The sequence below is a fragment of the Lysinibacillus sp. NPDC097287 genome, assembly GCF_044761695.1.
Classification (GTDB): Bacteria; Bacillota; Bacilli; order Bacillales_A; family Planococcaceae; genus Lysinibacillus.
Map to the genome: position 1 here is coordinate 1 of NZ_JBIWCX010000027.1, position 23264 is coordinate 23264.

23 protein-coding genes and 1 pseudogene are annotated in these 23264 nt (G+C 33.2%); 3 read left to right on the forward strand and 21 right to left on the reverse strand.

From position 1 onward, the window contains the following. Window positions 1-477: 477 nt before the first annotated feature. The 4 genes from ACIQ2D_RS21315 to ACIQ2D_RS21330 form a co-directional block, all read right to left on the reverse strand. Entirely contained in the window at window positions 478-855 is a 378-nt protein-coding gene (locus ACIQ2D_RS21315; protein ID WP_402867312.1) for an SET domain-containing protein, read from the reverse strand. Window positions 856-1146: 291 nt separating this feature from the next. Further along, the gene (locus ACIQ2D_RS21320; RefSeq protein WP_402867313.1) at window positions 1147-2409 is read right to left on the reverse strand and encodes a VWA domain-containing protein; all 1263 of its coding nucleotides are present in this window, start codon (window positions 2407-2409) and stop codon (window positions 1147-1149) included. A gap of 327 nt (window positions 2410-2736) precedes the next feature. Continuing rightward, window positions 2737-5133 carry a sensor domain-containing protein gene (locus ACIQ2D_RS21325; RefSeq protein ID WP_402867314.1) on the reverse strand — a complete coding sequence of 799 codons (2397 nt, stop codon included), beginning with the start codon at window positions 5131-5133 and terminating at the stop codon, window positions 2737-2739. 12 nt (window positions 5134-5145) lie between these two features. Continuing rightward, the gene (locus ACIQ2D_RS21330) at window positions 5146-6324 is read right to left on the reverse strand and encodes a beta-ketoacyl synthase N-terminal-like domain-containing protein (RefSeq protein WP_402867315.1); all 1179 of its coding nucleotides are present in this window, start codon (window positions 6322-6324) and stop codon (window positions 5146-5148) included. A gap of 764 nt (window positions 6325-7088) precedes the next feature. Between ACIQ2D_RS21330 and ACIQ2D_RS21335 the strand changes: the two genes are divergently transcribed. Continuing rightward, complete coding sequence (locus tag ACIQ2D_RS21335) at window positions 7089-7319, forward strand: phosphoglycerate mutase (RefSeq protein WP_402867316.1); 231 nt, start codon at window positions 7089-7091, stop codon at window positions 7317-7319. A 204-nt stretch (window positions 7320-7523) separates the two neighbouring features. Here ACIQ2D_RS21335 and ACIQ2D_RS21340 read toward each other — a convergent pair whose 3' ends face one another. From ACIQ2D_RS21340 to ACIQ2D_RS21370, 7 genes are all read right to left on the reverse strand, one after another. Next, window positions 7524-7757: a DUF6241 domain-containing protein gene (locus ACIQ2D_RS21340; protein ID WP_402867317.1), complete on the reverse strand. Its 234-nt coding sequence runs from the start codon at window positions 7755-7757 to the stop codon at window positions 7524-7526. A gap of 219 nt (window positions 7758-7976) precedes the next feature. After that, complete coding sequence (locus ACIQ2D_RS21345) at window positions 7977-9878, reverse strand: endonuclease MutS2 (RefSeq protein ID WP_402867318.1); 1902 nt, start codon at window positions 9876-9878, stop codon at window positions 7977-7979. Window positions 9879-10934: 1056 nt separating this feature from the next. Further along, on the reverse strand, window positions 10935-11156 hold the full coding sequence (locus ACIQ2D_RS21350; protein WP_402867319.1) for a hypothetical protein: 222 nt from the start codon (window positions 11154-11156) through the stop codon (window positions 10935-10937). 410 nt (window positions 11157-11566) lie between these two features. Then, a complete protein-coding gene (locus tag ACIQ2D_RS21355; protein ID WP_402867320.1) occupies window positions 11567-11905 on the reverse strand; it encodes a DUF1801 domain-containing protein in 339 nt (112 codons plus the stop codon). A gap of 2 nt (window positions 11906-11907) precedes the next feature. Continuing rightward, window positions 11908-12363, reverse strand: coding sequence for an SRPBCC family protein (locus ACIQ2D_RS21360; RefSeq protein ID WP_402867321.1), 456 nt, complete (start codon window positions 12361-12363; stop codon window positions 11908-11910). Window positions 12364-12668: 305 nt separating this feature from the next. Next, window positions 12669-12875 (reverse strand): hypothetical protein, encoded by a 207-nt coding sequence (locus tag ACIQ2D_RS21365; protein WP_402867322.1) that lies wholly within the window; start codon window positions 12873-12875, stop codon window positions 12669-12671. An 889-nt stretch (window positions 12876-13764) separates the two neighbouring features. Next, on the reverse strand, window positions 13765-14505 hold the full coding sequence (locus tag ACIQ2D_RS21370) for a DUF3888 domain-containing protein (protein WP_402867323.1): 741 nt from the start codon (window positions 14503-14505) through the stop codon (window positions 13765-13767). Between the two features lie 110 nt (window positions 14506-14615). Here ACIQ2D_RS21370 and ACIQ2D_RS21375 point away from each other — a divergent pair, with 110 nt between their 5' ends. Further along, on the forward strand, window positions 14616-15035 hold the full coding sequence (locus ACIQ2D_RS21375) for a hypothetical protein (RefSeq protein ID WP_402867324.1): 420 nt from the start codon (window positions 14616-14618) through the stop codon (window positions 15033-15035). Between the two features lie 229 nt (window positions 15036-15264). Here ACIQ2D_RS21375 and ACIQ2D_RS21380 read toward each other — a convergent pair. From ACIQ2D_RS21380 to ACIQ2D_RS21425, 10 genes and pseudogenes are all read right to left on the reverse strand, one after another. Beyond that, window positions 15265-16242, reverse strand: a pseudogene (locus tag ACIQ2D_RS21380) (tyrosine-type recombinase/integrase). A 475-nt stretch (window positions 16243-16717) separates the two neighbouring features. Next, on the reverse strand, window positions 16718-17392 hold the full coding sequence (locus ACIQ2D_RS21385; RefSeq protein ID WP_402867325.1) for a DUF4352 domain-containing protein: 675 nt from the start codon (window positions 17390-17392) through the stop codon (window positions 16718-16720). A gap of 317 nt (window positions 17393-17709) precedes the next feature. After that, on the reverse strand, window positions 17710-18204 hold the full coding sequence (locus ACIQ2D_RS21390; protein WP_402867326.1) for a hypothetical protein: 495 nt from the start codon (window positions 18202-18204) through the stop codon (window positions 17710-17712). 189 nt (window positions 18205-18393) lie between these two features. Further along, the gene (locus tag ACIQ2D_RS21395) at window positions 18394-18771 is read right to left on the reverse strand and encodes a hypothetical protein (RefSeq protein ID WP_402867327.1); all 378 of its coding nucleotides are present in this window, start codon (window positions 18769-18771) and stop codon (window positions 18394-18396) included. Between the two features lie 157 nt (window positions 18772-18928). After that, window positions 18929-19558, reverse strand: coding sequence for a hypothetical protein (locus ACIQ2D_RS21400; RefSeq protein WP_402867328.1), 630 nt, complete (start codon window positions 19556-19558; stop codon window positions 18929-18931). A 72-nt stretch (window positions 19559-19630) separates the two neighbouring features. Further along, the gene (locus ACIQ2D_RS21405; protein WP_402867329.1) at window positions 19631-20284 is read right to left on the reverse strand and encodes a hypothetical protein; all 654 of its coding nucleotides are present in this window, start codon (window positions 20282-20284) and stop codon (window positions 19631-19633) included. Further along, window positions 20284-20559 (reverse strand): hypothetical protein, encoded by a 276-nt coding sequence (locus ACIQ2D_RS21410; RefSeq protein WP_402867330.1) that lies wholly within the window; start codon window positions 20557-20559, stop codon window positions 20284-20286. Before ACIQ2D_RS21410 ends, ACIQ2D_RS21405 begins: the two co-directional genes overlap by 1 nt. Before the next feature lie 15 nt (window positions 20560-20574). After that, a complete protein-coding gene (locus tag ACIQ2D_RS21415) occupies window positions 20575-21042 on the reverse strand; it encodes a phBC6A51 family helix-turn-helix protein (RefSeq protein WP_402867331.1) in 468 nt (155 codons plus the stop codon). A gap of 20 nt (window positions 21043-21062) precedes the next feature. Continuing rightward, window positions 21063-21464: a hypothetical protein gene (locus ACIQ2D_RS21420; RefSeq protein ID WP_402867332.1), complete on the reverse strand. Its 402-nt coding sequence runs from the start codon at window positions 21462-21464 to the stop codon at window positions 21063-21065. A 528-nt stretch (window positions 21465-21992) separates the two neighbouring features. Further along, complete coding sequence (locus ACIQ2D_RS21425; RefSeq protein WP_402867333.1) at window positions 21993-22190, reverse strand: hypothetical protein; 198 nt, start codon at window positions 22188-22190, stop codon at window positions 21993-21995. 419 nt (window positions 22191-22609) lie between these two features. Between ACIQ2D_RS21425 and ACIQ2D_RS21430 the strand changes: the two genes are divergently transcribed. After that, window positions 22610-23191, forward strand: coding sequence for a recombinase family protein (locus tag ACIQ2D_RS21430; protein WP_402867334.1), 582 nt, complete (start codon window positions 22610-22612; stop codon window positions 23189-23191). Window positions 23192-23264: the final 73 nt, after the last annotated feature.

Sequence of the window (23264 nt, forward strand, 5' to 3'; positions counted from 1 at the left end):
ATATCATATTTCTTCAAAAGAAAAAATTCACACATTACAAAAAGTATCGAACAATACATGATTACTCTTTGTAATATGTGAATTCATTGTTTCTTCGTAATCGATCTTATTACATTTATTATATAATAAAAAATCGCATTTGTCTAGTGAAACAGCGAACTTAAAAACTTTCAACAATACGGCCATAGTTAATAAGCTAAATTCTGAGGATACTTCAGATGCATTTACCCCCACAATCGCCCCTATATAACAAAGGGGGCCCCTCTTACCCATACTATTTTTAGCTGGGGCAAAGGGACAATTCATGTCACTAACCTGGTGATACAAAGAGATAGTAATGTTGATTCATTTTGTTCATAGAATCACAATAACCACCTATCAGCCACTTAGATAGATGGTTATTAGAGATGTTGATTATTTTCTTCAATTCTACTTTTACTAAGAATAAAATTGATTCATTTCAGAAGACGCATCGTCTTATTCCTCATTAAACCACAGTGGATCTAGGTCATCAACGTCCCCGTTGTAATTAATAAAAATTTCGTCGCCTGCTTTTATATCAGTAAAAGCAAAGAAGTCAAACGTGTTATTTTTAAAATTAATCTCATACGTTGCATTTGGTTCATACGAATGGTTAAATAACATTCCATAACCAAGAAGGATAGCAGATTGACCTATGCCAAACTCAAAAGCATAATCACCTAGTATAGTTTTCTCCATGTATTTGTGCTGTTCATTTGGATAAGAAATAACAGGTGCTTCATGTAAAAGCTCACCTTTTTGGAAATCACGTGTAGCAAATACCCCTCTATTGAATTCTCCACCACTTATTGGAGATGTTTTTACCTCAATCATATTTGTTCTCCTATTCACTTTAAAAAATTTACTTTCTAACTGTAACATTAATTTGAACATTGAGCTCTTTTTATTTGCTTTTAAATAACTTCACTACATATTAAACACCATTTTTCGTCATCAAACAATTGAAAAATAATCGACAATGATGCTCATTACAAAAGATTTTACCCATAAAATTCCCTTATTACGTTTTATCTAGTTTTTAGTAAACGAGCTTTTCCATAGAAAAAAACCCCGAATAGTGTCCACTATTCGGGGTGTAGTTTATTTCAACTATATTTTGACAATCTATTTTGTTATTCCTAGTCGTCTCGCTTCTTTAAGCCACTGAGGGAATTCATTAAACAGGCGACTATAAAGATCTTCATCACTAATTTGATCTAAGTCATCAAAGGCAAAGAAGTTAGCATTATCAACCACACGCCCTTGCAAATTATCAAGATTTTGTAATACACCATATCTTGCATTTCCGATACCAACAAACTGCCAAAAAATATTTTCCTTCGAGCTGTCAATCAATAGTCTAGAAATTTTCTTTTCTTCATAGATCCCACCATCACTAAAAAAGATGACATAGGTAGGCAGTTCTTTATTCGGCTCTTCAATAGTAAATTTCTGAATCACATCAGCCATTACACGCGGTTCATTATTGCCAGATCCTAATCCACCAAACATACGTGGTTGTGGATATGTTCTTTTCACATAATCCTCATAGTCTCTTTCTGTCACACTTGGCGCCCGCATAGATTTACTTCCAAAAAACCATACATCTAAAACACCATCGTCATCCATACATGCAGCGATGGCTAGAACTCTTTCAAAAGCACGCTGAACGGTCCCTTTACTATACAGGTTGGTCATCGATCCTGAAGCATCAAACACAACAGCAACACGGGCTTTTTCTGTAGTAAGTTTGTTCTTTTCTAATGAGATGGCTACTTTTTTCTTTAATAAATCAATTTTTGTCAAATTCACCGTTGTAGTCGGTGCTGATTGGATGTTTACAGGTGGTACTTCTTCAGTTGCTTCCTCATCTACAACGACCCCATGTGCTTCAGCTAAAGGTTTGAGCCCCCCATTAAATCCTTTGCCAATACCTCTAAACTTAAACCAATCTTTGTAACGATAGACCTCCGCTAACACAAGTGAAGTTTCTTCACTTAGTTGATCAATGTCAAAAAGGATTTCACCACTTAAGGATTTGGCAGAGATTTTTAAGTTCTGTACCTCTTTTAAAGTCCCAGGTCCATCCAGTGTCACCGCAAAGACACACTTTTGTATGTTTGATTGTTGCAGTGATTGTAAAGAAAGTGAGAATGTTCTAACCGTTTGGGCGGTATCTTGCAATTTAATAAGATTTGCAGGATCGGACGGTTGATTGTAAAAAATCATATAGTCATCGGACGGAACTTTTCCATCAGCGTTGACTAAAAAACAACTTACATCTAGATGAGCAGGGGAGTTGCTCCACTCTACTAATATCTCGAGAGCGTAATCCATGGCAATGGGTGTATTAGCCCCTCTTACTATGGTAACCGTATTACTTGTCATCAAAGAACCTCCTTGTCAATCATCATAATTACAGTGTACTTGACCCATCAATAATTTACAAAATATTACTTAAGAAACTTCATTATTGTCATTTTCCACCGTGTTCTCAAAAAATAAAAAGTGCTACAAACCATTGATACTAAATGGTTTGTAGCACTTCTCAATTGAGGAGATTCTAAGATTTCCATATCACTATAGCATTCCATCTGAATGAGTTGTAAATGTTTTCATTTCACAAGAAGATCAAAGTAAATAATCCTTTGTTCATCACTTTAATCAGAGTAATAACGGTAGAACTAAACTCAATTTTAGTGGCTAGCTAGTGAGTCAGTTTCCCACTGCAATCCATTTTTCTTTAAACTCGGTTACTGGGAGTGGGCGGCTGATGAAATAGCCTTGCACGTAATCACAGCCAATCTCAGCCAAGAAATGATATTCTTCATCTCCCTCAACTCCTTCAGCTATGACTTTCAAATCGAGTTGTTTGGCTATCGCTATAATTGTTTTAACAAGAGCTTTGTTTTCATCATCACGATTCATCCCAATTACAAATGATTTATCAATTTTCAATGAATCAAGTGGATATTTATTCAGATAGCTAAGCGATGAGTATCCTGTTCCAAAGTCATCCATTGATAGACTTATACCAAGCTCCTTTAATGCATTTAACTTTTCTATCATCGACTCTGCATACATTGCAATACTCTCAGTAATCTCTAACACAATATAGGTCGCATCAATTGAAGTATTTTCTATCGTACTTCTCACATATTCTAAAAACTTTGGCTCGAGTAACTGCCTCACAGATACATTAATACTTATTTTTAATGGCCTACAAGCTTCTTTTTGCCACCGGACATTTTGTTCAATTGCAGTATCCAACACCCATTGACCTATTTGAATAATCATTCCTGTCTCTTCAGCAATTGGTATAAATTCATCCGGTGTAACTTGTCCTAATATTTTGTTATTCCACCTAATAAGTGACTCCATCCCAATGATTTCATTTGTTTTCACATCCACAATGGGCTGATAGTAAAGTTCAAATTCCTCATCATCTATCGCCGTTCGTAATTGTTTTTCAATCATCATCTTCCTATAGAAATGTTGCTGCATTTCTGATGTGAATAATTGATAGTTATTTTTCCCTCTTTCTTTCACATAGTACATCGCGGTATCTGCATGTTTTATTAATGTGTTAGCATCATCCCCATCTCTTGGAAATATGCTGATTCCAATGCTTGGTGTAATGAAATACTCACTATCATCGACCAAAAAGCCATTTTTAAATTGTTCTAATAATTCTTTGGCAAAAGCCTCACTATCTTCCGCATTATAATGTGGAAGTAAGATAGTGAATTCATCTCCACCAAGACGATAAATATCTGCGCAGTTATGTCTTTGCTTTAGTAACATTCCAATACGTCTTGATACTTCTGTTAATAAGAGATCACCGACATCATGCCCGAGTGTATCATTTATGTATTTAAATCGGTCTAAGTCGAGAAACATAATTGCATTCTGACTTGCCTCTTCTTTAGCTTTTTCAAGAAGAATAGTTAAATCCTCATTAAACATTCTTCTATTCGGTAACCCAGTTAATGCATCATGATTGGCTTGAAACTTGATTTCATCTTCATATTGCTTTCGCTCCGTAATATCTGTTGATACAGCAAGTAGCGCTGAGCTATCATTTATATGAATGGGTACTTTGACAGTCTGCACCCATATTTCTTCTCCTGATGCGGCTGTAATGGATTCCTCTCTTATGAAGTTCTTCTCCGGTAACTTGAATATATCCTTCTCTTGATTGACGATTTGTTCCTTTACAAACTGATTTGTTTGTATATCACAGTCTGTTTTCCCAATCATATCTTGAATGCTAATTCCCATTAACTGAGCGTATGATTTATTCATAAGTGTATAACGACCATTTTCGTCGTGTGCATAAATGTAGTTTGGGTTTAAATCAATAACTTGGAATAGAAACTTTTTTTGCTCATTTAACTTCTTATTCATATTGTTGACTATATCAAGGTGCATTCGGCTCGAAAGAATTAATATGGAAATAGCATAGACTAGCAATGCAATCGAACTTGGGTACAATCTTGCTGATGGAAACATATTTAAGATGCCTATTGCACATCCAATTGACGTAAAAATATTAAAACAAATCAAAAATGATCGTATACTCTTATTTTGTACATTTAAACTAATCAATAAACAGATAGGCATACTCACTACAAAAAGAAGAAGATTGGAACAAAAAGTCCATGATAGCTCACCATAAACAGGAAAGTAAAATAGATTAGAATCCATTTGTATAAGTTCTATTCTACTAATCCCTTTATCACTCCATCCGATTAAATAAACAACAAAGGCAAACCCATAAAATAATAAGACAGTAGTACGATTTACAATAAATCGCCATTTCTTTTTTGAATCCATCGGCAATGTATTTTGTACAATTGTATATCCTATATAGAATATCGTTGGGGGTATCATAATAGAGCCAAAACGAAAGAGCTTGAAAAAGAACTCAATGGTCTCTTCTTTAAATAGATTATAAGCATACAAAAACGCAACATCTAATTGCCAAAATGAAACCATTAGAAGAAATAAAAAAATAATTTTTGATAGTTTATTTTTTTTGAATAAAACTAATATCGTAATACCAACACAGATGGGAATACAAGATAGCAAAATTAAAAAAATAAAAAACATATAATAAGCCTCCTATATACGTGTCAGTAATAGACAAGCATTATTCCCACTAACCCCATGATTAGTTATGCACACGGACTTAACAGCTTGATGTCTTGTTTCATAAACAATCGGTACATCTTCAAATCCCTTTCCAGATGTTTTGATTGTAGGAGGGATAAATCCATATTCCATCGACAGCAGAGTTGAAATGATTTGCATTGCTCCCATTGCACCAAATGAATGTCCTATCATTCCTTTAATTGAAGTGATGGGTACCTCAGAACCTAATGCTTCCTTTAGGATAAATCGTTCTATTTGATCATTTATATCTATACCAAGTGCCTGACTGTTCACATAGGTTGGTATAGTATTTCCAATAGTTTCTTGAAAAACTTCAAGCATATGTCTACCTGTTGTATCAGAACTTAATAGTTTTTGCCCTTCATTTCTTGAAACGATACGTTCTACTTTTCCATAGATTTTCTGTTTACGGGCTTGTGCTGATTGTTTACGTTCTAGAACAATGATTCCTGCCCCTTCGGATAAAACAAATCCACGATGTTCCGTCGAAAATGGGACTCCAGCTTTATCGATAGAATTCTCAGTTGAGAGAGATCTCATTTTTTTAAATCCATTAATTGTCCATTGACCTAAGGGGGCATCTGTTCCCCCCACTATGCAAGCATCTACACTACCATTCTCAAGTAGGAGTTTCCCAATCGATACTGCATCAAGACTGGCAGTGCATCCAGTTGTTAATGTAAAGGCGGGCCCACAAGAACTGATTGCTTCTGCAACAGAACCCGAGAGTGTGTGCGAATCAGCATATGAAACCCCCTGAATTGGAGTTGTTTTTACATCAAAAAATTTAGAAGAGTATTGTTCAAGTTCAAGAATTGCGCCAGCAGCTGTTCCAATAATCACTGCAATTCGGTGTGGCTTGAAATAATCTAAGTTCGACATTTCAGATGCATCCATTGTCGCAGCAATCGCCATTCTTACTGCACGCGAGTGTCGTTTATAATTTCTCCCATTTATCTCCTGAAAGCTATCCTCTATCAAACCCGCAACAATACTAGATTGGGGCTGATTATCATTTTTTAATATACTCTGCGTACAAATGCCTTTATCTAGTACATTTAAAAAACTAAATTTATCAGAAACACCAGGTGCTTTAATGCCATACCCTGTAATTACTATATCATCCAATTATTTCACCTACAAATTTTTACTTTATTTCATTATATACAACAAAATTAGATATAGTCTATATTGACAAGTCTTAAGTTCTATGAAATTGATTCAAATAGATAATTAGAATCACGTTTGGTTAAAATCTTTTTTAAAATTAAGTAATATTTTTATTTTTTCTATTAATAATTCGCTTTCATTTATACTCCTTTTTGAGCTACTACTTTAAAGATGGGAAATACTAAAATTATGGTGAATCTTATTCGCAAAATTATAGTAAGAAAAGGAATGAAATAATGCACATTTTTATTATTCTAAAATTACATAATTTATATAAGTCGATTGTATTATGGATAACAATACAAAATATGTTATTGTATTCACTTTAGGAAAGAGTGATTATTTCATACTTGTAAACAGAATTGTAAAGTCCCGTGGTGATATGTAAATGAGTTATTAGAGAAATTAGAACCTCATTTAATTAACATTTATAAGCTAGGCGAACACAGAAATCATGGGTAGTAGTGCATATATGTATAGCAATGTAAAAAGCCCTTGAAAAAATTTTGGAGGAAGAACAATGGAAGAATGGGTAGCGAGAAGGACTTCCCGCCCTCCAATGGTAGCGCACTCAATTAACGTGCCGCTTCATCTTCATCAACATATACATCGCTTAGTCACACTGGTTAACTCTAGTGCAACTTTTTATTTAATTTAACATTCCTATTATTGGTAGGAAAATGAATACCAGTGTCGAATAATGTATGTAGGGGGTGGTACAAGTGGAAGAAATAGACATCATAAACAAAGAAGCAATCAAAACTGATTTGGCTCTGATTAAATCTTGTTTGAGGCTGATTAATCAAACTGTTACTTTAAGCAAACAAAGAGGTGAAACCTTTGCCGCTTCAGAAAATGAAGAGTTACATATGTTAATTTCCAAAATTGATAGGGACTTGAACAAAATCAAGTTGAACATACAATATGAAACAAATAATACTATGCCCCGCTAATCCCTTTGCTTAACGCTGGTGGTGTTTTTAGTTTGTTTTGATGATTTCCTACAAACAATTTGAACAATTTATTTTTAAAAAATAGAGTTGTACCAAAAAATCTGGTCAACTCTATTTGGATAAATCATACCACTTAGCGTATTTGTTTAATTGTTTACTGATAGCATTATTCGTTGAGTGCGGAACTACCAAAGGCTTGTTTTACTAAATTATCGAAAATTCCAATAAATAATTTATCTCTTGTTCTTCTGCAGCAATCCCTGTCGCTGCACCACCACGTTTTATCCCTTGAATAAGCCACATAACATTATGGTCATCATCAACTGATGTAAAATCACCTTGTATTTTCCTCGACCATTCGTAGCAAAGTGTAAATTTACCGGGTGTAATCATGATTGATGATTCATTCTCATCAGCAATAATCTTTTGATGTGCCATTTGTTGAATCACTTTTTCTACTAGATTTTATACAAACGCTTCATTTCCGCATTTCCATTCATCAATCATATTGGAATGTACAGATTCTCCTTTGTTTTACAGTGATGTGCGGCACATGATTTCATTGTCTTGATCTATTGCGACTAATGATAGTTCAGGAATAAATGTATCAGTTTTTCTATTGCGATTTACAAGCTCGTATTCCGTCTTAAATTTACCTCAACCTCTATTCTTTCTTATTTCTTTTTGAATTTTACGAAGTGCTTTTTTTGATCCTCGTTGAATATCATGCTCCATTTTTCGAGTGTTGAAATCCGTAAACAACGTTTCTAGGTCATATCCGTCTGGATATAATTCCTTCGCTGATATATCTAAGGAAATCCGCTTAATATTGGCTTCAATAAATTCTCCGTCATAGTATACAACAACATTGTAAAATGCATCCATTTCTTTATATACAATTCCAAAGTCATTATGGTCTAGTAATTTCACACGATCTCCTTTTTTGTATTCATAAATTAATTCCGTTTTCTCATTGACAATCTTAGGTTTCCTTATTTTATCTTCATTCACGCAGTCTAAATGATAATCTTTATTTTCCATATAACCTTTTGCTCTTTGCAATACTTTTTCCTGTATGTTCATTTTTCGAGAAATCCAAAGGGCATTGCTTTCCCCTGATTTACCTATCAACAATTTATACATGGGCTCCACTGTTTCATTGTTAAATTGCATTGCCGCATTCATAAAATCATCATGCATTTCGGAAAAACGTTTAATTTCACCATAATGAGTTGTTGCGACTGTTATACATCCCATATGATAAAATTCTTCTAAAATTGAAATGGCTAGTGCTGCACCCTCATTCGGTTCCGTACCGCTGCCTATTTCATCAAATAATAAAAGAGTGTTATTATTTGATGCCCTCATAATCTCTGAAATATTTTTCATATGGGATGAAAAGGTACTCAATGCATTTTCTATACTTTGATTATCACCAATATCAGCAAAGATATTTTCAAATACTGCAAGTTCAGTGTTCCGATCCGCTGTAATATGGAAACCTGACATAGTCGCCAATGTTAATAATCCAATTGTTTTTAGCACAATCGTTTTCCCACCAGCATTAGGTCCTGTAATAATCAAGCTACGATACTCACTCCCGATTTCAAAATCGAGAGGTACAGCTTCCCCTGTTAAAAGAGGATGTTTGCACTGAACTAATTTTATATATCCATGATCATTTAATTTCGGCTCTATCCCACCAATATGCTTGCTAAATTTTGCTTTTGCAAACACCATATCATATTGGCTAATAAGCTCCATATTTATCTTGATCTCATGAAGATTTTCTAAGAGCATCCCTGTTAAAGTGGCCAATATTTGATATTCTTCCATTGCCTCTTCTGCTTTTAAACTTGCTAGTTCCCCGTTTAATTTCGTAATGGTATTTGGTTCGATAAAGACCGTAGAACCTTTGGAAGAAACTTCAACAATCGTCCCTGAAACTTGATTTTTATAAGATGCTTTAATTGGTATCGTATACCGTTCATCTTTCTTAGTGATAAAAAATTCTTGTATATAATTCTTATTAGCACTGCTATTTAAAAACTTTTCTAAGCGCTCTTTTATTTTTTCTTCAGTGGATTCCATACTATTTCGTATTCTTTTTAATTCTTTGCTTGCAGCAGAATCAACGCTATTTCCTTTTATCGAGAAATTAATTTCTTCTTCTATCGTTTTAAATTCTGACATCGAATTCGCATATGATGCAAGAACAGGTGCGAAAAATATCTTATCTAGCATAAACTTCTTCAGCTTTCTACATCCTCTTAAAAAATCTGATGTACTGACCAAACTGTTAGGGTCAAGAATTATGCCCTTTTCAAGATTTTGAATGATATTTTCAATATTGGATATTCCCACAAATGGAACATGCCCTTCAGCATCTAATATCGCCCGTGCCTCAGTTGTTTCATTTAAACGATTTTTAACTACTTTCAGGTTTGAGCTTGGCTCCAATTTATCTAACAATCGTTTTCCTAATCCACTTACACAATAAGATTGAACGATTTGTTTTAACTCGTCATACTGTAACTTTTCAAAAGTTATTTTATTCATTTCATTTGCTCCTCACTATGATCTTTTTATATCACATATGAAGATACCTACCCATTAGATTCCAATGAAGGTATAGTAAGTAGAACATAGATTTTCTACATAAAGAAAAGTAAACACAAAAAAGCTGCGGGGATACCGCAGCTTTTACTTTTATAAGGCATGTGTAATATGAACATATTGAAATAAGCTATCTAAACTAAGTATAGCTATCCCATATCAATTACATGCTTTATAAAGTATAGTAGGTATCTTCATAGGTTTTGAAAAAAATCCATGACAAAAATAAAGTGTGCATTCTACAGAAAACCACACTTGCCATCAAATTTATTTCATTAAGTTTTCCCTATTTAGAACCTACTACACTCACAAAGACACCTCAAATTTTACTTTTAATTATTTCATAGAAATCTAATATCTATCATAATAACATATCGTCAAAAATGGGTAAAGTTCATATATTTTTGATGATCTACTCTTTTGACTACAAATCCTCAGTTGTGTCGATGTCCATATATCCTGGAACAATAAACCCAAGTTGATACAATTTCAAAAGAGAGCGCTGTTCGCCTAAACATTTTTTAAAATAACTCGATTTTGATCAAAAATTAAACAAGTACTCTTCAACTAACCTCCGTAAACCATCCATGTCGCATAAAATCCTCCCCTTAAATACCATCCCCTTTAAATTAGTAAGGTTTATTTTATCCATAAAACAATAATAAATAATTTTAGTTTCCACGGAATCTTATTATCTTTACAAAGAGGCCTTTAAAGTCTAGATAAAAATAACATTTCGATATTTAATTAATGGGCGCTATAATTGGTGAAAAATGTTCTAGGCTCAAATGAGTACGCATATGCACGATTTTATGCACCCTAGACAGCTAATCATAAATGTGTATTTGTTGATAAATCAATTGTTTCCACACCCTGCATAAAAAGTTGTATAAATAATATTCATTAGAAAAAACCAAGAAACGTTTATTAGGTTTGTTTTGTATCCTTTATACACCCTTGTTTCACTAAAAACCCCGTTTGTTTAAGTACATTTTTTCATCATTGCTCAATTTTTATTATTATATTTTCTTCGCTAATTGTTACATTTTCTGTATTAAAAACTTTCTTAATAGAATCTTTAATTATTTGTTGAATCATCGTATCATCAACTTTTACATCCTTCGAGAAACCTACTGAATTAGAAGGATTAGTAATTGCCCAGTGAATGATTGGTGCTGAAACAATTAATAAAGCAAATATAATGGCTAAAAATTTTTTCATATAAGATACCCCAAAAATTAAATTGATAAATACACTAGTTATTAATTGTACATTATAGATGCACTGTTTTTTTAATTATCGAGCTTACTTTGAGTGTATAACGTTGTAAATCCGCATTTTTCTGATGTATAGCGATAATAAAGTTGTTTAATTCTTATTGAACTACAGCCCAGTTAGCCACCCATGAAGCTTAAAAATCACCACTTCACCACAGATGTTGAAAGATTATTACGGTCTTTCATGGAAGTAAACTCATTGATGTAGTTATAAAATGAATTTTTTGATATGAAGGGGGGGGTTTAACATGAGAATATATTAATGAAACAGAAAAAAGACCAAAAATATGGTCTCTCTTGTCTTTTGTCCCACTCACGCATTTTTTGCAAATTTTTTAAGTGGTTAGTTTTTAGTTAAAGTGTACTTGATGCTTGAACAAGTAACTGTGCCAGTAAATCATAATCAGGGGAATCTCCCTCACGAATTTTTAACCATTTTCGTTCAGCAGGACCTTCAAAGCCTTTAGGAATTTCTAGTTCAGTAGTATTCATAATCATGAACGCAATAGCATCTTTAGAAGGAGAAATCACCGCAGCAAATTTTCCATCTTTTAAGAAATGTGGCTTTTTGTACTGAATCTTTTCTTCTACACCAGGAATAGATTTATGGACAAGTTCACGAAGCTGATTGCATACATCAATCTTCCATTGTTGATTGAGGCTATCGATAAAAGTAGTGACCTCTTGATTCATTTTTAAAATTCTCCTTTCAAATTTTCATTTTCATGAGAAAGTTCGCTATATTCCTTAAATTTATCTAACAAAGCTTGCCAACCTGCTTTTTGCTGCTCGTTAGAATGAGTAGCTTCCGCCTCAAAAACTTCAATTACCTTCGTATCTCTTTCTTGGCTAATAAAAGTAACTATAACTTTTCTTCCATCTCCAAGAGTATAAGAAATCAACTCGTTAATTTTAATTTCTGAATATACTCCACCAAAGTCAAAACCAAAACTACCATCTTTTGCTTCCATCCTTGTATGAAACGTTCCACCCACTCTTAAATCGTTTTCTGCAAGGGGTGCATGCCAATCATCAGAAGCAAATGACCACTTTGTAATATGCTCTGGTTCTGTCCAATATTTCCATACTTTTTCGACAGGTGCATTAATTGTAGTCTCTACTGTTATCGTTTCTTTATTATCTGTTTTCATTTACTATTACCACCTTTACTTTACTTTATCCACTCAGCTTTTTGATTATTCAATTTACAAAGGCGTGGATTTATATGTGAAGCTTTGATAATATCTCTTCACAAAATTCGAAGACCCTGTCCCCTAATGAACATAAAACATCCCACGAAACGGAACGTATGTTCTTATCATATCCTAATCCATTCATAAACACAATAATAATATCTTTATCAATTCTGCTCCCTTAGTTCAATAAGGTCACTGAGGTTTTATTCCCAATTTAAAGACTTCTCTAATACTTCCCTACCTTAATGTCAGTCTTTCAGTTAATTTTCTTCAGTTGAATTGCTTGAGTCAGGACTTTCCTCAACCTCATATATAATCCAGATAACATCTACACCTTGAAGTAGCTCTCCAACTTCATAGCTTTCAAGATCAGGAAAATTCCCTCCATGACTTCTGTCAATCATTGCCTTAAACAATTCAATCATTGACTCTTTCAGTTCTTCAAGCGTATCTTCACTTGCAATCAAGAGGCTCTTTTTGTATGAAAAAGTCCCTTGATAACAGTTGTCGTGGAACATTATTGTTTAAATTATGATGCGGAAACTTTAATCTCTTTATATGCTTTAATCTCTTTAAATTCTTTATACTCTTTAGTGTCAACTTTTCATTCCTCCTTTCACTTGTATAATTAGATTTCCATAAACAATTGTGACACTCTTTATTTTGGTCTTGGATTTAGAAGCGGTAGGAAATCCTTTAATATTAACTATTCAAGCTGTTTCTGAGTCAACTAATGACAATAAAAAAGAACCCCAATATGGAGTTCAAGAAATATCTGTATTTAAATATAGACTCCCAAAAGATGATATTGAGTAATTTAAAGGAGTATCCTGCAAAAAGAAAGTGTTCTTTTGAGAGAGACTATATAAGAGCTAGTATGTCCTCAAAAAAATACTTCCAAAATAGATAAAAAATTATTGTAGGCATTTTCTGTTCAATTATTACAGGAAATCTGAGGGGTGTATCCCCCCCTATACAGGTCTAAATAAATGACAAATGATATAAAATATGATTTTGTTGTGCTATTCACTATTGCATGGACTCCTGATTTCTTGGGTTTTACAGTAGGCAATCCCTAGGTACATCAGCACTTTACTGCATCAAAGAATCCAAGACCACAACAAAATATCCTCCTCCAAAACTCTTTTGTACCAATTATTTGTACATTGATAGTTGAATGAAATCAGAGACAGCACTTGTGCATTTTTCCCCTTTCGCAAAGTAGCTGTATTTCTAATCATTCTAAGGGATTTATAAAGCACATCAGTGGAGAAAATGAATATGTGTAACATGATAAACTAACATCATTATTACTACTTAAACAAGCCTACTGATTAAATCAGTTAGGCTTATTTTTTATACATACCATAGTAATTTATAATCCATTTTCTTACCTTGTTTACTATTTTTATCTGTTACTATCCAAACACCATCTTTCTTTTGTACTTGATAAATTACATTTGTACCATCAGACCTTTTAAAGAGCATATAACCTGTGTTGCCTTTTATAAAGGTTACAGGGTCTATAACATTTTTGTAGGGTATCTTTCTCTCAGGAAGCAAAATGTTGGTTACTATTTCTTCTGCAATATTAACAAGAGATTTAAATTCATTATTTAATTCTGTTTGGTATTGCAACTGATTATATGTGTAGGAAGAGTAAGGCTCTAAATTCAAATTAAAAGACTGTTTTATATCTGAAAGTGTTTCACTATAGAATTCATTTATTCCTTTTTCTTCTTTACCTCCCTCATGTTTAAAGCTAATGGTTTTAACCCCAAATGGACTTATATTAAAAGTCATTGTTTCCTTACCATAAGGAGGGTCATGTGCATGTTCAAATGTTGTGACTTGAACTTCTGCATTAAAATCAAAACTACCCTCATGTTTTCTTGTAATACTCAGAATTTTAGCATCCTCATATAGTTTGGGATAGCCATAGTAATTAATGATTTCCTGCTCTATGGATGGGTAAAGGGTTGTAATCAAAGTATCATAAATAAGCTTATAATCAGGCTGTTCACTTTGAGCATGAGTATCATTTGGAATTATTAGAATAATTATTGCGGCAGTTAAGATATAAGCTAATTTTCTCATGGGGTATTATGCCTTTCTAAAATATTTTTCATATATAACTTGTGCCAATAAGAGCAAATTATTTAGAATTTTTTTAGGGAATTGGGATAAAACTATTCTGAGGTGAGAACATGAGAAAAATTTTAATGACCTTAATTATTTTTATTTTTATTTGTCCAACAATCTCCTCAGGTGCAAAACCAGAGGGCTTAGAATGTCCTAAAACAGAAATGTTGATGAAAACTACTGAAAAAGATAAAAATGAGCTTATAAGTGCTTTAAATGAAATTATCCCAAAAGCCTATGGCTCAAGTCCTGATTACAAAGAGTGGAGGATTGAGGTTATCAAACCTATGCCAAACTTAACTGGATTTGATGAGCATTACTATAAAATGGCTAGTAACTTTTGTGGTAAGGAAGTAGCAGACCATTCTTGGTTTGTCAGGCTAAGATTTCCAAGGTTATTACCCGCTCAAAGTGGATCATTAGGGGAGCTCTATATAGTTAAGGATAAGAATAATAAGTGGTATGCTTGGTTCCAATACCATTAAATTTTAAACAAGAGGGGTACCTCACCTCCCTCTCGTGCTTTATAGTCCTTGCTACCTTCTTTAAAATAATTTATTGTACAGATTCCCTATGGACTAATTCATCTATTTAATATGGTCTGAAATCTTTATAGTTTTGATATATGTAAGCACCCCTCACTTAAGTGAGAATATCCCATTTGAGTATGGGAGGAAGTGTGTGAATAATTTCTACAAAAAAAATATCTTGCTGTTATAAAAACTCCCTTAGATTATCTGCTACTTCCTCAACATCTAAGTCTAAATATTGTGTTGTAACCTATAAATTGGCATGTCCTAGAGCTTTATAGATTAATGCAAGGTTTGCTCCTTTATCAAGTAAACTCTTTGCATACCCCCTTCTAAGAGCATGGGGATTGATGTTTTTCAGACCATATTTGTTAGAATATTTGTTTAGCTGCTTAGATATTTCATTATTAGTTGATTTAGTATTAAGAGATGTTCCTTTGTAACTAATGAATACATATGAGTTCTGTTCTCCATAGTATGCTCTGACTTTGTTATTCTGCATAATTAACACTTTCAGTAAGCCAATCAACTCATCATCAATAGGTAGCTTTAGAACTTTATGATTCTTTAGAATTGTGCCATCCATTGAAAGTAACTTGTTCTCAAAGTCAATATGATGCTCCTGTAATTGTCCAAGAGTATTAATCCTTACACCTGTCCTATACAGTGTAAGAACTGCTACTGCATCTCTTAACCCAATGAAAGTCTTCAAGTCTAACAAGGAAAGTAAAATCATTACATCATCCTTCTTAGCACCTTGTTTAACCTTCTTATCTACCTTGATGTTAATGTTCTGCCAAAACTTAGACTCAATCCATCCATTGTTAAAACATTTGCCCAGTATTGCTTTTAAACATTTAAGTCTTGTTAGCTTTGTTTGATTGGAAACATCCATTGAATTCAACCACAGATACATTGTATCTACTGTAATATCCTCCAGAAAATCCACTCTTGTCACATCTCTAAACTGTTTCATGTAACCATTGTAGTCTGTAATAGTTCTTTCTCTAAAGCCACTTACTTTCATTTGCTGCGACAAGATCTCCATAACATGCTCTAAATGTCTACCTTGCTTTGTAATTGGCTGTTGCTTTACTTCCATGCTTTGTTGGAATAGGCTAATATCAGTGCTTACATCAAAAATACTGTTCCTCTTTGTCATACTGATTCCTCCATATAATTTAAGTTGGAAGATAGTTGATCATTGTAGGGACAAAAAAAGGGATACTCCCACAGTGTTATAATCTGTGTTAGCATCCCTTATCTGTTCCAAACCCTGTCACATCAAGGCTTGAACTGTGTTTAACTGTACGTCCCAGGAGGGATTCGAACCCCCGACCGACTTGAATTTTATGTAAAAAAACGTTATATTTTAATGTTATTCAATATTACAGTTCTCGAACTTTGACCGAGTTAAATACAGTATATATAACTCTGACTAATTCTACAATATGTAATGCAAATAAAGTTACCTTGAACATTATATTTCCGGATACTTTTAAAAGTAGTCCAAATTATAGGTACAGAGAAGAAAAATAGATGTAAACACAACAGATCATTTATCTATCACCATAAAAAAGACGATGATTTGAAAGGTTATAAACCTACAAACCACCATCTATTATTCAAATATTATCTTACTGGCCAATTTTAATTGTTCCAGTTTCAGTACCGAAGAAACCAGTTTGAACTTGTAACATTAAATCAGGGTTTGCAATTAGTTCATCAGATACATCAAATACAACTGTTCCTGTATTCGACAAATCAGGATTTACTTGTTGTAGGAAGAATTTTAATTCGCTATCAGCACTAATTGAAGCACCACTATCTGCATCATAAGTTTTTTCACCAGCTTTTAGTTTAAAGAATGAAGCATCAGTTGTAATTGATTCGTTACCCACGTTTTTAACTGTTACATCAACTAATAAATACGTACCAGTTGCATTGCTTCCAAATTGACCACCCACGTTTTTAGCAGTAGAAGTACCGTTTACAGTAAATTCTACATCACCAACATTAATAACTTCACCGATACCAGGTACTTTTGCTTGTTCTTTAGTTTCTTCTTTTTTAGGTTCAGCAGAAGTTTCAACCTTTCCATCAGCATCAGGTGCTGATCCAGTTTCAGCTTTTGGTGTATCAGCTTTATCAGCAGTTTCAGGTGTATCTTCTCCACCACCAAACATTGCAAATAGTAGAATTACAGCAATTAACCACACCCACCACTTTTTGTAGAATGGTTTCTTCAGTAATGCTTTCGCATCTTTCTTTGCTTGCTTCAGTTCTTCTTTACTCATTGGTGCATTAGTCATTGTATTTCCTCCCAAAAGTCCATTGTAATAGGTTTACATATATGCAATAGTTATACATTATAATTTTAGCACATCCCCATAATATTACAATCTAATTATTTGGAATTATAAAAGATACAAAACTAACCAATTTTCCACTAAAAAACACTAAATCCTTAGGTATATTTTAATAGTATACAACAATTTATATTTACATATATAATAGCAATATTAAATCTCTACATTATTACGTACACTATTATCCTTTGATATATTTCATGGTAAATAGCGAAACAGAAAATAACCAGTATTCGCTGAATGTATTCAAAGTTACGTATTCACCACTCTTCAGTGTATAATTGTTCGCCTTTATACACTCTTCCTCCTGATTCGCCATACTCTTCTAGTGCCTTAAATTCAGCTTCTTCATCAATTCCATCGCATTCAATAGCTGCTTCGATTAACTTTTCTTTTAATAAATTTATATCCTTATTTTTATCTGTAGACCTACAGTAGTCAAAGATTATATCATCGGTAATTTCATCTCTAACATCAAAGCCAAGATACTTTAATAATTCTTTACTAAAAAAATCACCATTCATATTCACTAAATAATCGGTACTAACATTTTCACCAAATTCCTGAAGAAGTTCTTTAACTACTTTCAGTTTTTTCTTATTACTGGTAACTTCAGAAATTAATAAATCTGTGTTCTCATCAATTATTCTATCTAACCCCCAAAATAATTCCTGTGCTTTTATAAGGACTAAAGGTAAGATATCACTATCCATTGTATTAATTTTTTCTATACGTTCGATTGTCTTTTGTTCCATATTTTTCACCTCAAATTAATTATATCTTACAAAAATTGTATACACTTGTTTACTTTTGTAATCTTTTGATTTTACTGCTTAATATGGAACCAACCCACATCTGCCAATATACTTACTTGTTTTTTATTATTTTTACAATATTAATATTCAAAATTATTCAATTACGCAAAAAAAGCACCCCAAAGGATGCTAGTTTCTATTTCTTTTTTTCAAATGAAAGATATCTTCGTCATGTTCCGAAACTTTATGGGAAAGGTATTTCAATGTTTTCATAATGCTATCTTCTTTTTCTTGTATATTAACCTTATGTTCAAACATTTCACCAAGTGAACCCACTTTTTCTTCAACCTTTTCAAGTCGTTCTTCTACCCCATCATAACGCTGGTTCATTTCTTGCTTTACACTAGCAACATCTTGTTTTACATCAGCAATATCTTGCTTCATTTCAGCCATTTCTTTTTGCATTTCTCGTTGTGTTTGTTGTACTGTAAGAATTGTTTTATTCAATTCCAACATTGTTTTATTCATTTCTTTCAGCATTTCCAACATCATTTTTTCATTTTCCATTTCGATCACTCCTAGATTTATTGTAGCATGTCAAATGGCTTTATTACCTACACAATAGTGAGAGTGCGTTTAATATAGTTACTTATTACTTTTTGATTTCTCAATATAGCTTTCCAATCTACTTAGTATACGTCCATAACTTAAAGCTTCATAAACTTCATTCAAACCGTTCAGGTACATCTTTCAACATTGCATTAAGTTTTTCTGACATTGCAATCTTTTTATGAAACCCCATTCTTTTAAAATAGTACTGCATGACTTTTTCTGTTTCCATGACTTCTTTTGCACTGAGAATATAGGAATCAAACCTTTGTTTATATTCCAGTTTAATTCGTTTCAAGTGCGAAGCCGTGAACTTTAATTCTTCAGCCTTTGCTTTCACATAATCATCTTGTAATGCTTGCATAGAATTAAGCAGCGATAAAATTTCTTCATGTTTATATTGTGTGATTGTATCAAGTTCTTCCCTGACTGCATTTACTGCCATTTCCAAAGGTTTCAACTTTGCCTTTTCAGCCATTACTTCAGCTTCACCCACTAAACCCTTCCTATGCTTTTTAAACAGTTCAGCATAAGCTTTATATGCTTCTTCATACTGCATAGAAACCGTATCATATTCTTGTTCCTTTTCAACAAGCTTTTTACTAAAACCCGAATCAATTGCGGACAATTCACCTTTTAAATCGTGCATCTTCTGAATGTGTTTATTTGTCACTAGCGGAGATTGCTGAACAGTTGCTTTAGGTGCAAAAATTTTATTAAAAAATTTTTTAAATAGTTTCTTCATTGTCATCCTTCTCCCTTCTAAATTTGGATGAAAAATTATGCTGGCACAATTACGCACCAGCACTTTCTTTATTTATTTGTTTGCTTCTTGTAAAACGTATCCCCCGATATTGCCTTTATGATAAGCTTCAGCAATCTCATTACGGTTCACATCAAGTCCAGGGGAATTATTATATGGATTATGAATTAAAGCACTTACTGCGGAATCTTCAAAGTCATAATAATAATCTCGCTTATCACCGATCTCTACACGTAAATGGTCAATCATCCTCACGTACTTATTTGTTTTCTCAATCTCAACTTTACCAGTATTAATTGCCTTCAAATAAGCAACCTTTTCTTTAAATAACTTCTTTCGTTGTTGTGCTTTATTGGCTTCATTTTCTTGAGTGTATTCATCCATGATTCCTTTCATCTCATTAAAAACTTCAGATAGTTCTTCCTTCTGTAATTCAGCAATATCAGCGATTTTCTTTTCTGCAACATGCAGAACGGCTTTCTTATCATCCAGTAGCTTCTTTTCTACCTGGTAGGCATCCAATGAAACGATATTAAGCACATAATGCTTATAAATCTCTTTCACATGTTGTTCAGCTTCAGCAATGGCTTCAGTTAAATCTAGAACTTCTTGTTTAGCATTTTGAAGTGCCACTGCGTATTGTTCCCTGATAGAATCCGTTTTCTTAAATAGTACTTCCATTTGTTCGGTTGCTGTTAATTTTGCCATTAGTTAGTGCCACCCTTCATTTTGTTTAGTTGTTCAGTAAGTTCAATAACTGCTTCAGTAAGTTTTGCAATCTGTTGTTCAGGTGTTTGTGGTACTGGTGGTAGGTTTTTAATTTCTTCAGCTTCAGCTTTTGCACGTGCTTCTTCTTCTAGCTTTCGTACTTCATCATAGTAAGCTGATATATTTTTAAGTGGTTCAGCACGTTCTGCAATTCGTTGCTGAATCGCTTTTCCTTCTTCCGATAGTTCAGTTTGTAATTTTGGTAATTCGTACATTATTCAACATCCCCTTTATCCTTTTAATCTTGATAGTAGTCTTGCTTTTCTTTCTTCCACACTTGTTGCAGTGGCTGGTTTGGTAGTGTCTAACATACCCAAAGCTTCCATGCGTTCACGTTTATCAGCTTCCACAACATAAGAAAATGTATCTGTAAACAGTTCAATTTCTTTAATAGATGGGTTGGGTTTATCAGCAATTTTCAATATGTGTTTCTTTATCTTCTGAAAAGCCTCATTTTCATCAGATGGTATTACTGCATCTTGTAATTGGTTTACATAGTAATTAAAATCAGGATTCTCAAACCATTCATAATAGGTTTTAGTACTGATACCATTTTCTTTACAAAAGTTCTGAACGGTGAATCCTTCCAGCATCTTTTCTTTAACAAGTTTCTTTGCAAGACTTACTTGTTTTTCTGATAAAGAATAAGGTGCTGATATTGCATCTATTAATTGTTGTGCTTTCTTGTTGGTTGTCATTTCTTCATTTCTCCCTTCTACTAGTCTGCAAATATTCTCGCAGTTCTAACTTCACGATGACTTTTCGATTGCCAACGATTCATAATACCTTCTATCTTTTGTTTCCCTAGGCGTGTTTCTAATAAAGTCGTGACTATCTTTATTACACGGTTTTTATTGACATTACTTTTTGAAAACTCATCTTGTAATTCATTCAGATCAGAAAGAACTTTTGCTTTCTCTTTCTTCGCTAACTGTATATAAGTAAAGTGATGTTTTAGATAGTTTTCCGATGTATAAGGTGCATCGTAAAAGAATTTCAATTGCTTTACTTCTCCAATTGTTTCTGTCAACAATAAATGGATTATTGCCGATTGTTCTTTATAAGTATTGTTGTCAATTGAACGCTGAATATATTGCAAATTTTTTATGACTTGTTTCATGTTGTCGTCCCCCTTTCTAGTCCTCAATTTTTGGTGAAAATAAAGTTTAAAGTCTTATCATTTTGTATCACCCTTTCTTTTGGTTTTGTGTTTCTTACACACCTTTAACAATTTGTTCCCTAACTTCAGACACACGAATTAAATTTTTTTATGTTAAAAGTTTTTCCTGAAATTATTGAAGAAGCAGCAATTGCATTTTATTTTAGAAAAACAAAAAAACTCCTACCAAAATGATAAGAGTTAAGAATTACGTTTATTGTTGTTGTATTAGTAATTTATTGATATGTAACACTTATACTTAAACAAGGTATTGTAAAAGTATCAAATACTAGTATTAACTTTTTCCCAACACGTGCAATTTTACGTGATTCAGAAGTTGCAAAGGAAGTACAAACACAACTAGGTAAAATTCAAAAGTTCAGAAATTGTGTTCAGATATATAAAACCATAACCCCACGGCAACACACCCCCCGTCCCCCCGTTGGGTGGGTATGCCTGGTTTTGAATATTAATAATCAATCACATACATCAATAAATAATCTGAAGAAGAACATCTTTCATGTACAAATTAATTAAATTGCTTTCAACAGTTGCTTCTGTACATCCTGGACACAATCCTTCACAACCCTCTTCAATTCCATTCCATTCAGGTTCAATTGCATCAGGTTCTGCTGTTATTGCATCAGCATCAGAAACTTCAGGTTCATTTGTAAAACGTTCTAACATGACACCCCTATAAAGCTATACCCCATCGTTATCTGTACACCAGTACCCCCTTATTAATTAGTAGTACCCCATATGAATAACAATACCCTTTATATTCGTATATCAAGAACCACTGTAAGCACACCACCCTGATATATCTGCACCAGTACCGCCAACTAAAGAATATAAACACTAAACCAAGGAACAACAAAAGAAGTCGTGTATTGTTCTTTCTACCGATTTAAATATTTTTAACGTGAAACAGGTGTAACAATAACGACCGTTTAAGTTACTTGTTTTCAGACACTTCTTCACCGTTGATTTAATAGGGTTTGTCGTGTAACAAAAATATGTAACAAAATCGGAATGTAACACTTTACGCACACAATCCTTTTTGTTACACTTGTAGATAGGTTGTTACACCGAAAGGAAGATACATAATGATTTTTGGATATATGCGTGTAAGTACAGTAGAACAAAACCTTGATAGACAAAAAGAAGCACTACTTGAAGCTGGTTGTGAAAAGATATTTGAAGAAAAAGTGACTGGTACTAAAAGGGAACGACCAGAACTGAATAAGATGCTTGAACAACTGCGTGAAGGTGACACGGTTATTATTAAGGATTTAACACGACTTTCAAGAAGTACAAAAGATTTAATTGAACTTGTTGCACTGTTTGAAGAAAAAGGTGTAAACCTTATAAGCTTGAACGAAAGTTGGCTTGATACTACTACACCACAAGGAAAGCTTCTATTCACTATCTTCAGTGGTTTATCACAGTTTGAACGTGATTTAATATCAGAACGAACTAAAGAAGGTGTGAAGGCTGCTAAAGCCAAAGGAAAGCAGATAGGTAGAAAAGCAACTGATAAAGATGATATTGATTATGCATTACACTTAATTGATACTGGAAAGATGAACATTAAAGAAGCTTCTGAAAAGATAGGTGTTTCAAGAATGACTTTACACCGATATATAAAGAAACGTGAAGAAGCCAAAGGCACTGCCTGTCTTTTTTGAGACAATAAGAAAACACCTTATTGTACAGCCAGTTTACGGTATTTTACCGGAGACTGGCTGTTTAATTTTGTTT

Bases quoted from the DNA above. Each gene is read 5' to 3' on its own strand.
- ACIQ2D_RS21315 (WP_402867312.1), bottom strand. From the start codon at position 855: ATGATTGAGGTAAAAACATCTCCAATAAGTGGTGGAGAATTCAATAGA.
- ACIQ2D_RS21320 (WP_402867313.1), bottom strand. From the start codon at position 2,409: ATGACAAGTAATACGGTTACCATAGTAAGAGGGGCTAATACACCCATT.
- ACIQ2D_RS21325 (WP_402867314.1), bottom strand. From the start codon at position 5,133: ATGTTTTTTATTTTTTTAATTTTGCTATCTTGTATTCCCATCTGTGTT.
- ACIQ2D_RS21340 (WP_402867317.1), bottom strand. From the start codon at position 7,757: ATGGCACATCAAAAGATTATTGCTGATGAGAATGAATCATCAATCATG.
- ACIQ2D_RS21345 (WP_402867318.1), bottom strand. From the start codon at position 9,878: ATGAATAAAATAACTTTTGAAAAGTTACAGTATGACGAGTTAAAACAA.
- ACIQ2D_RS21350 (WP_402867319.1), bottom strand. From the start codon at position 11,156: ATGAAAAAATTTTTAGCCATTATATTTGCTTTATTAATTGTTTCAGCA.
- ACIQ2D_RS21355 (WP_402867320.1), bottom strand. From the start codon at position 11,905: ATGAATCAAGAGGTCACTACTTTTATCGATAGCCTCAATCAACAATGG.
- ACIQ2D_RS21360 (WP_402867321.1), bottom strand. From the start codon at position 12,363: ATGAAAACAGATAATAAAGAAACGATAACAGTAGAGACTACAATTAAT.
- ACIQ2D_RS21370 (WP_402867323.1), bottom strand. From the start codon at position 14,505: ATGAGAAAATTAGCTTATATCTTAACTGCCGCAATAATTATTCTAATA.
- ACIQ2D_RS21375 (WP_402867324.1), top strand. From the start codon at position 14,616: ATGAGAAAAATTTTAATGACCTTAATTATTTTTATTTTTATTTGTCCA.
- ACIQ2D_RS21385 (WP_402867325.1), bottom strand. From the start codon at position 17,392: ATGACTAATGCACCAATGAGTAAAGAAGAACTGAAGCAAGCAAAGAAA.
- ACIQ2D_RS21390 (WP_402867326.1), bottom strand. From the start codon at position 18,204: ATGGAACAAAAGACAATCGAACGTATAGAAAAAATTAATACAATGGAT.
- ACIQ2D_RS21395 (WP_402867327.1), bottom strand. From the start codon at position 18,771: ATGGAAAATGAAAAAATGATGTTGGAAATGCTGAAAGAAATGAATAAA.
- ACIQ2D_RS21400 (WP_402867328.1), bottom strand. From the start codon at position 19,558: ATGAAGAAACTATTTAAAAAATTTTTTAATAAAATTTTTGCACCTAAA.
- ACIQ2D_RS21405 (WP_402867329.1), bottom strand. From the start codon at position 20,284: ATGGCAAAATTAACAGCAACCGAACAAATGGAAGTACTATTTAAGAAA.
- ACIQ2D_RS21410 (WP_402867330.1), bottom strand. From the start codon at position 20,559: ATGTACGAATTACCAAAATTACAAACTGAACTATCGGAAGAAGGAAAA.
- ACIQ2D_RS21415 (WP_402867331.1), bottom strand. From the start codon at position 21,042: ATGACAACCAACAAGAAAGCACAACAATTAATAGATGCAATATCAGCA.
- ACIQ2D_RS21420 (WP_402867332.1), bottom strand. From the start codon at position 21,464: ATGAAACAAGTCATAAAAAATTTGCAATATATTCAGCGTTCAATTGAC.
- ACIQ2D_RS21425 (WP_402867333.1), bottom strand. From the start codon at position 22,190: ATGTTAGAACGTTTTACAAATGAACCTGAAGTTTCTGATGCTGATGCA.
- ACIQ2D_RS21430 (WP_402867334.1), top strand. From the start codon at position 22,610: ATGATTTTTGGATATATGCGTGTAAGTACAGTAGAACAAAACCTTGAT.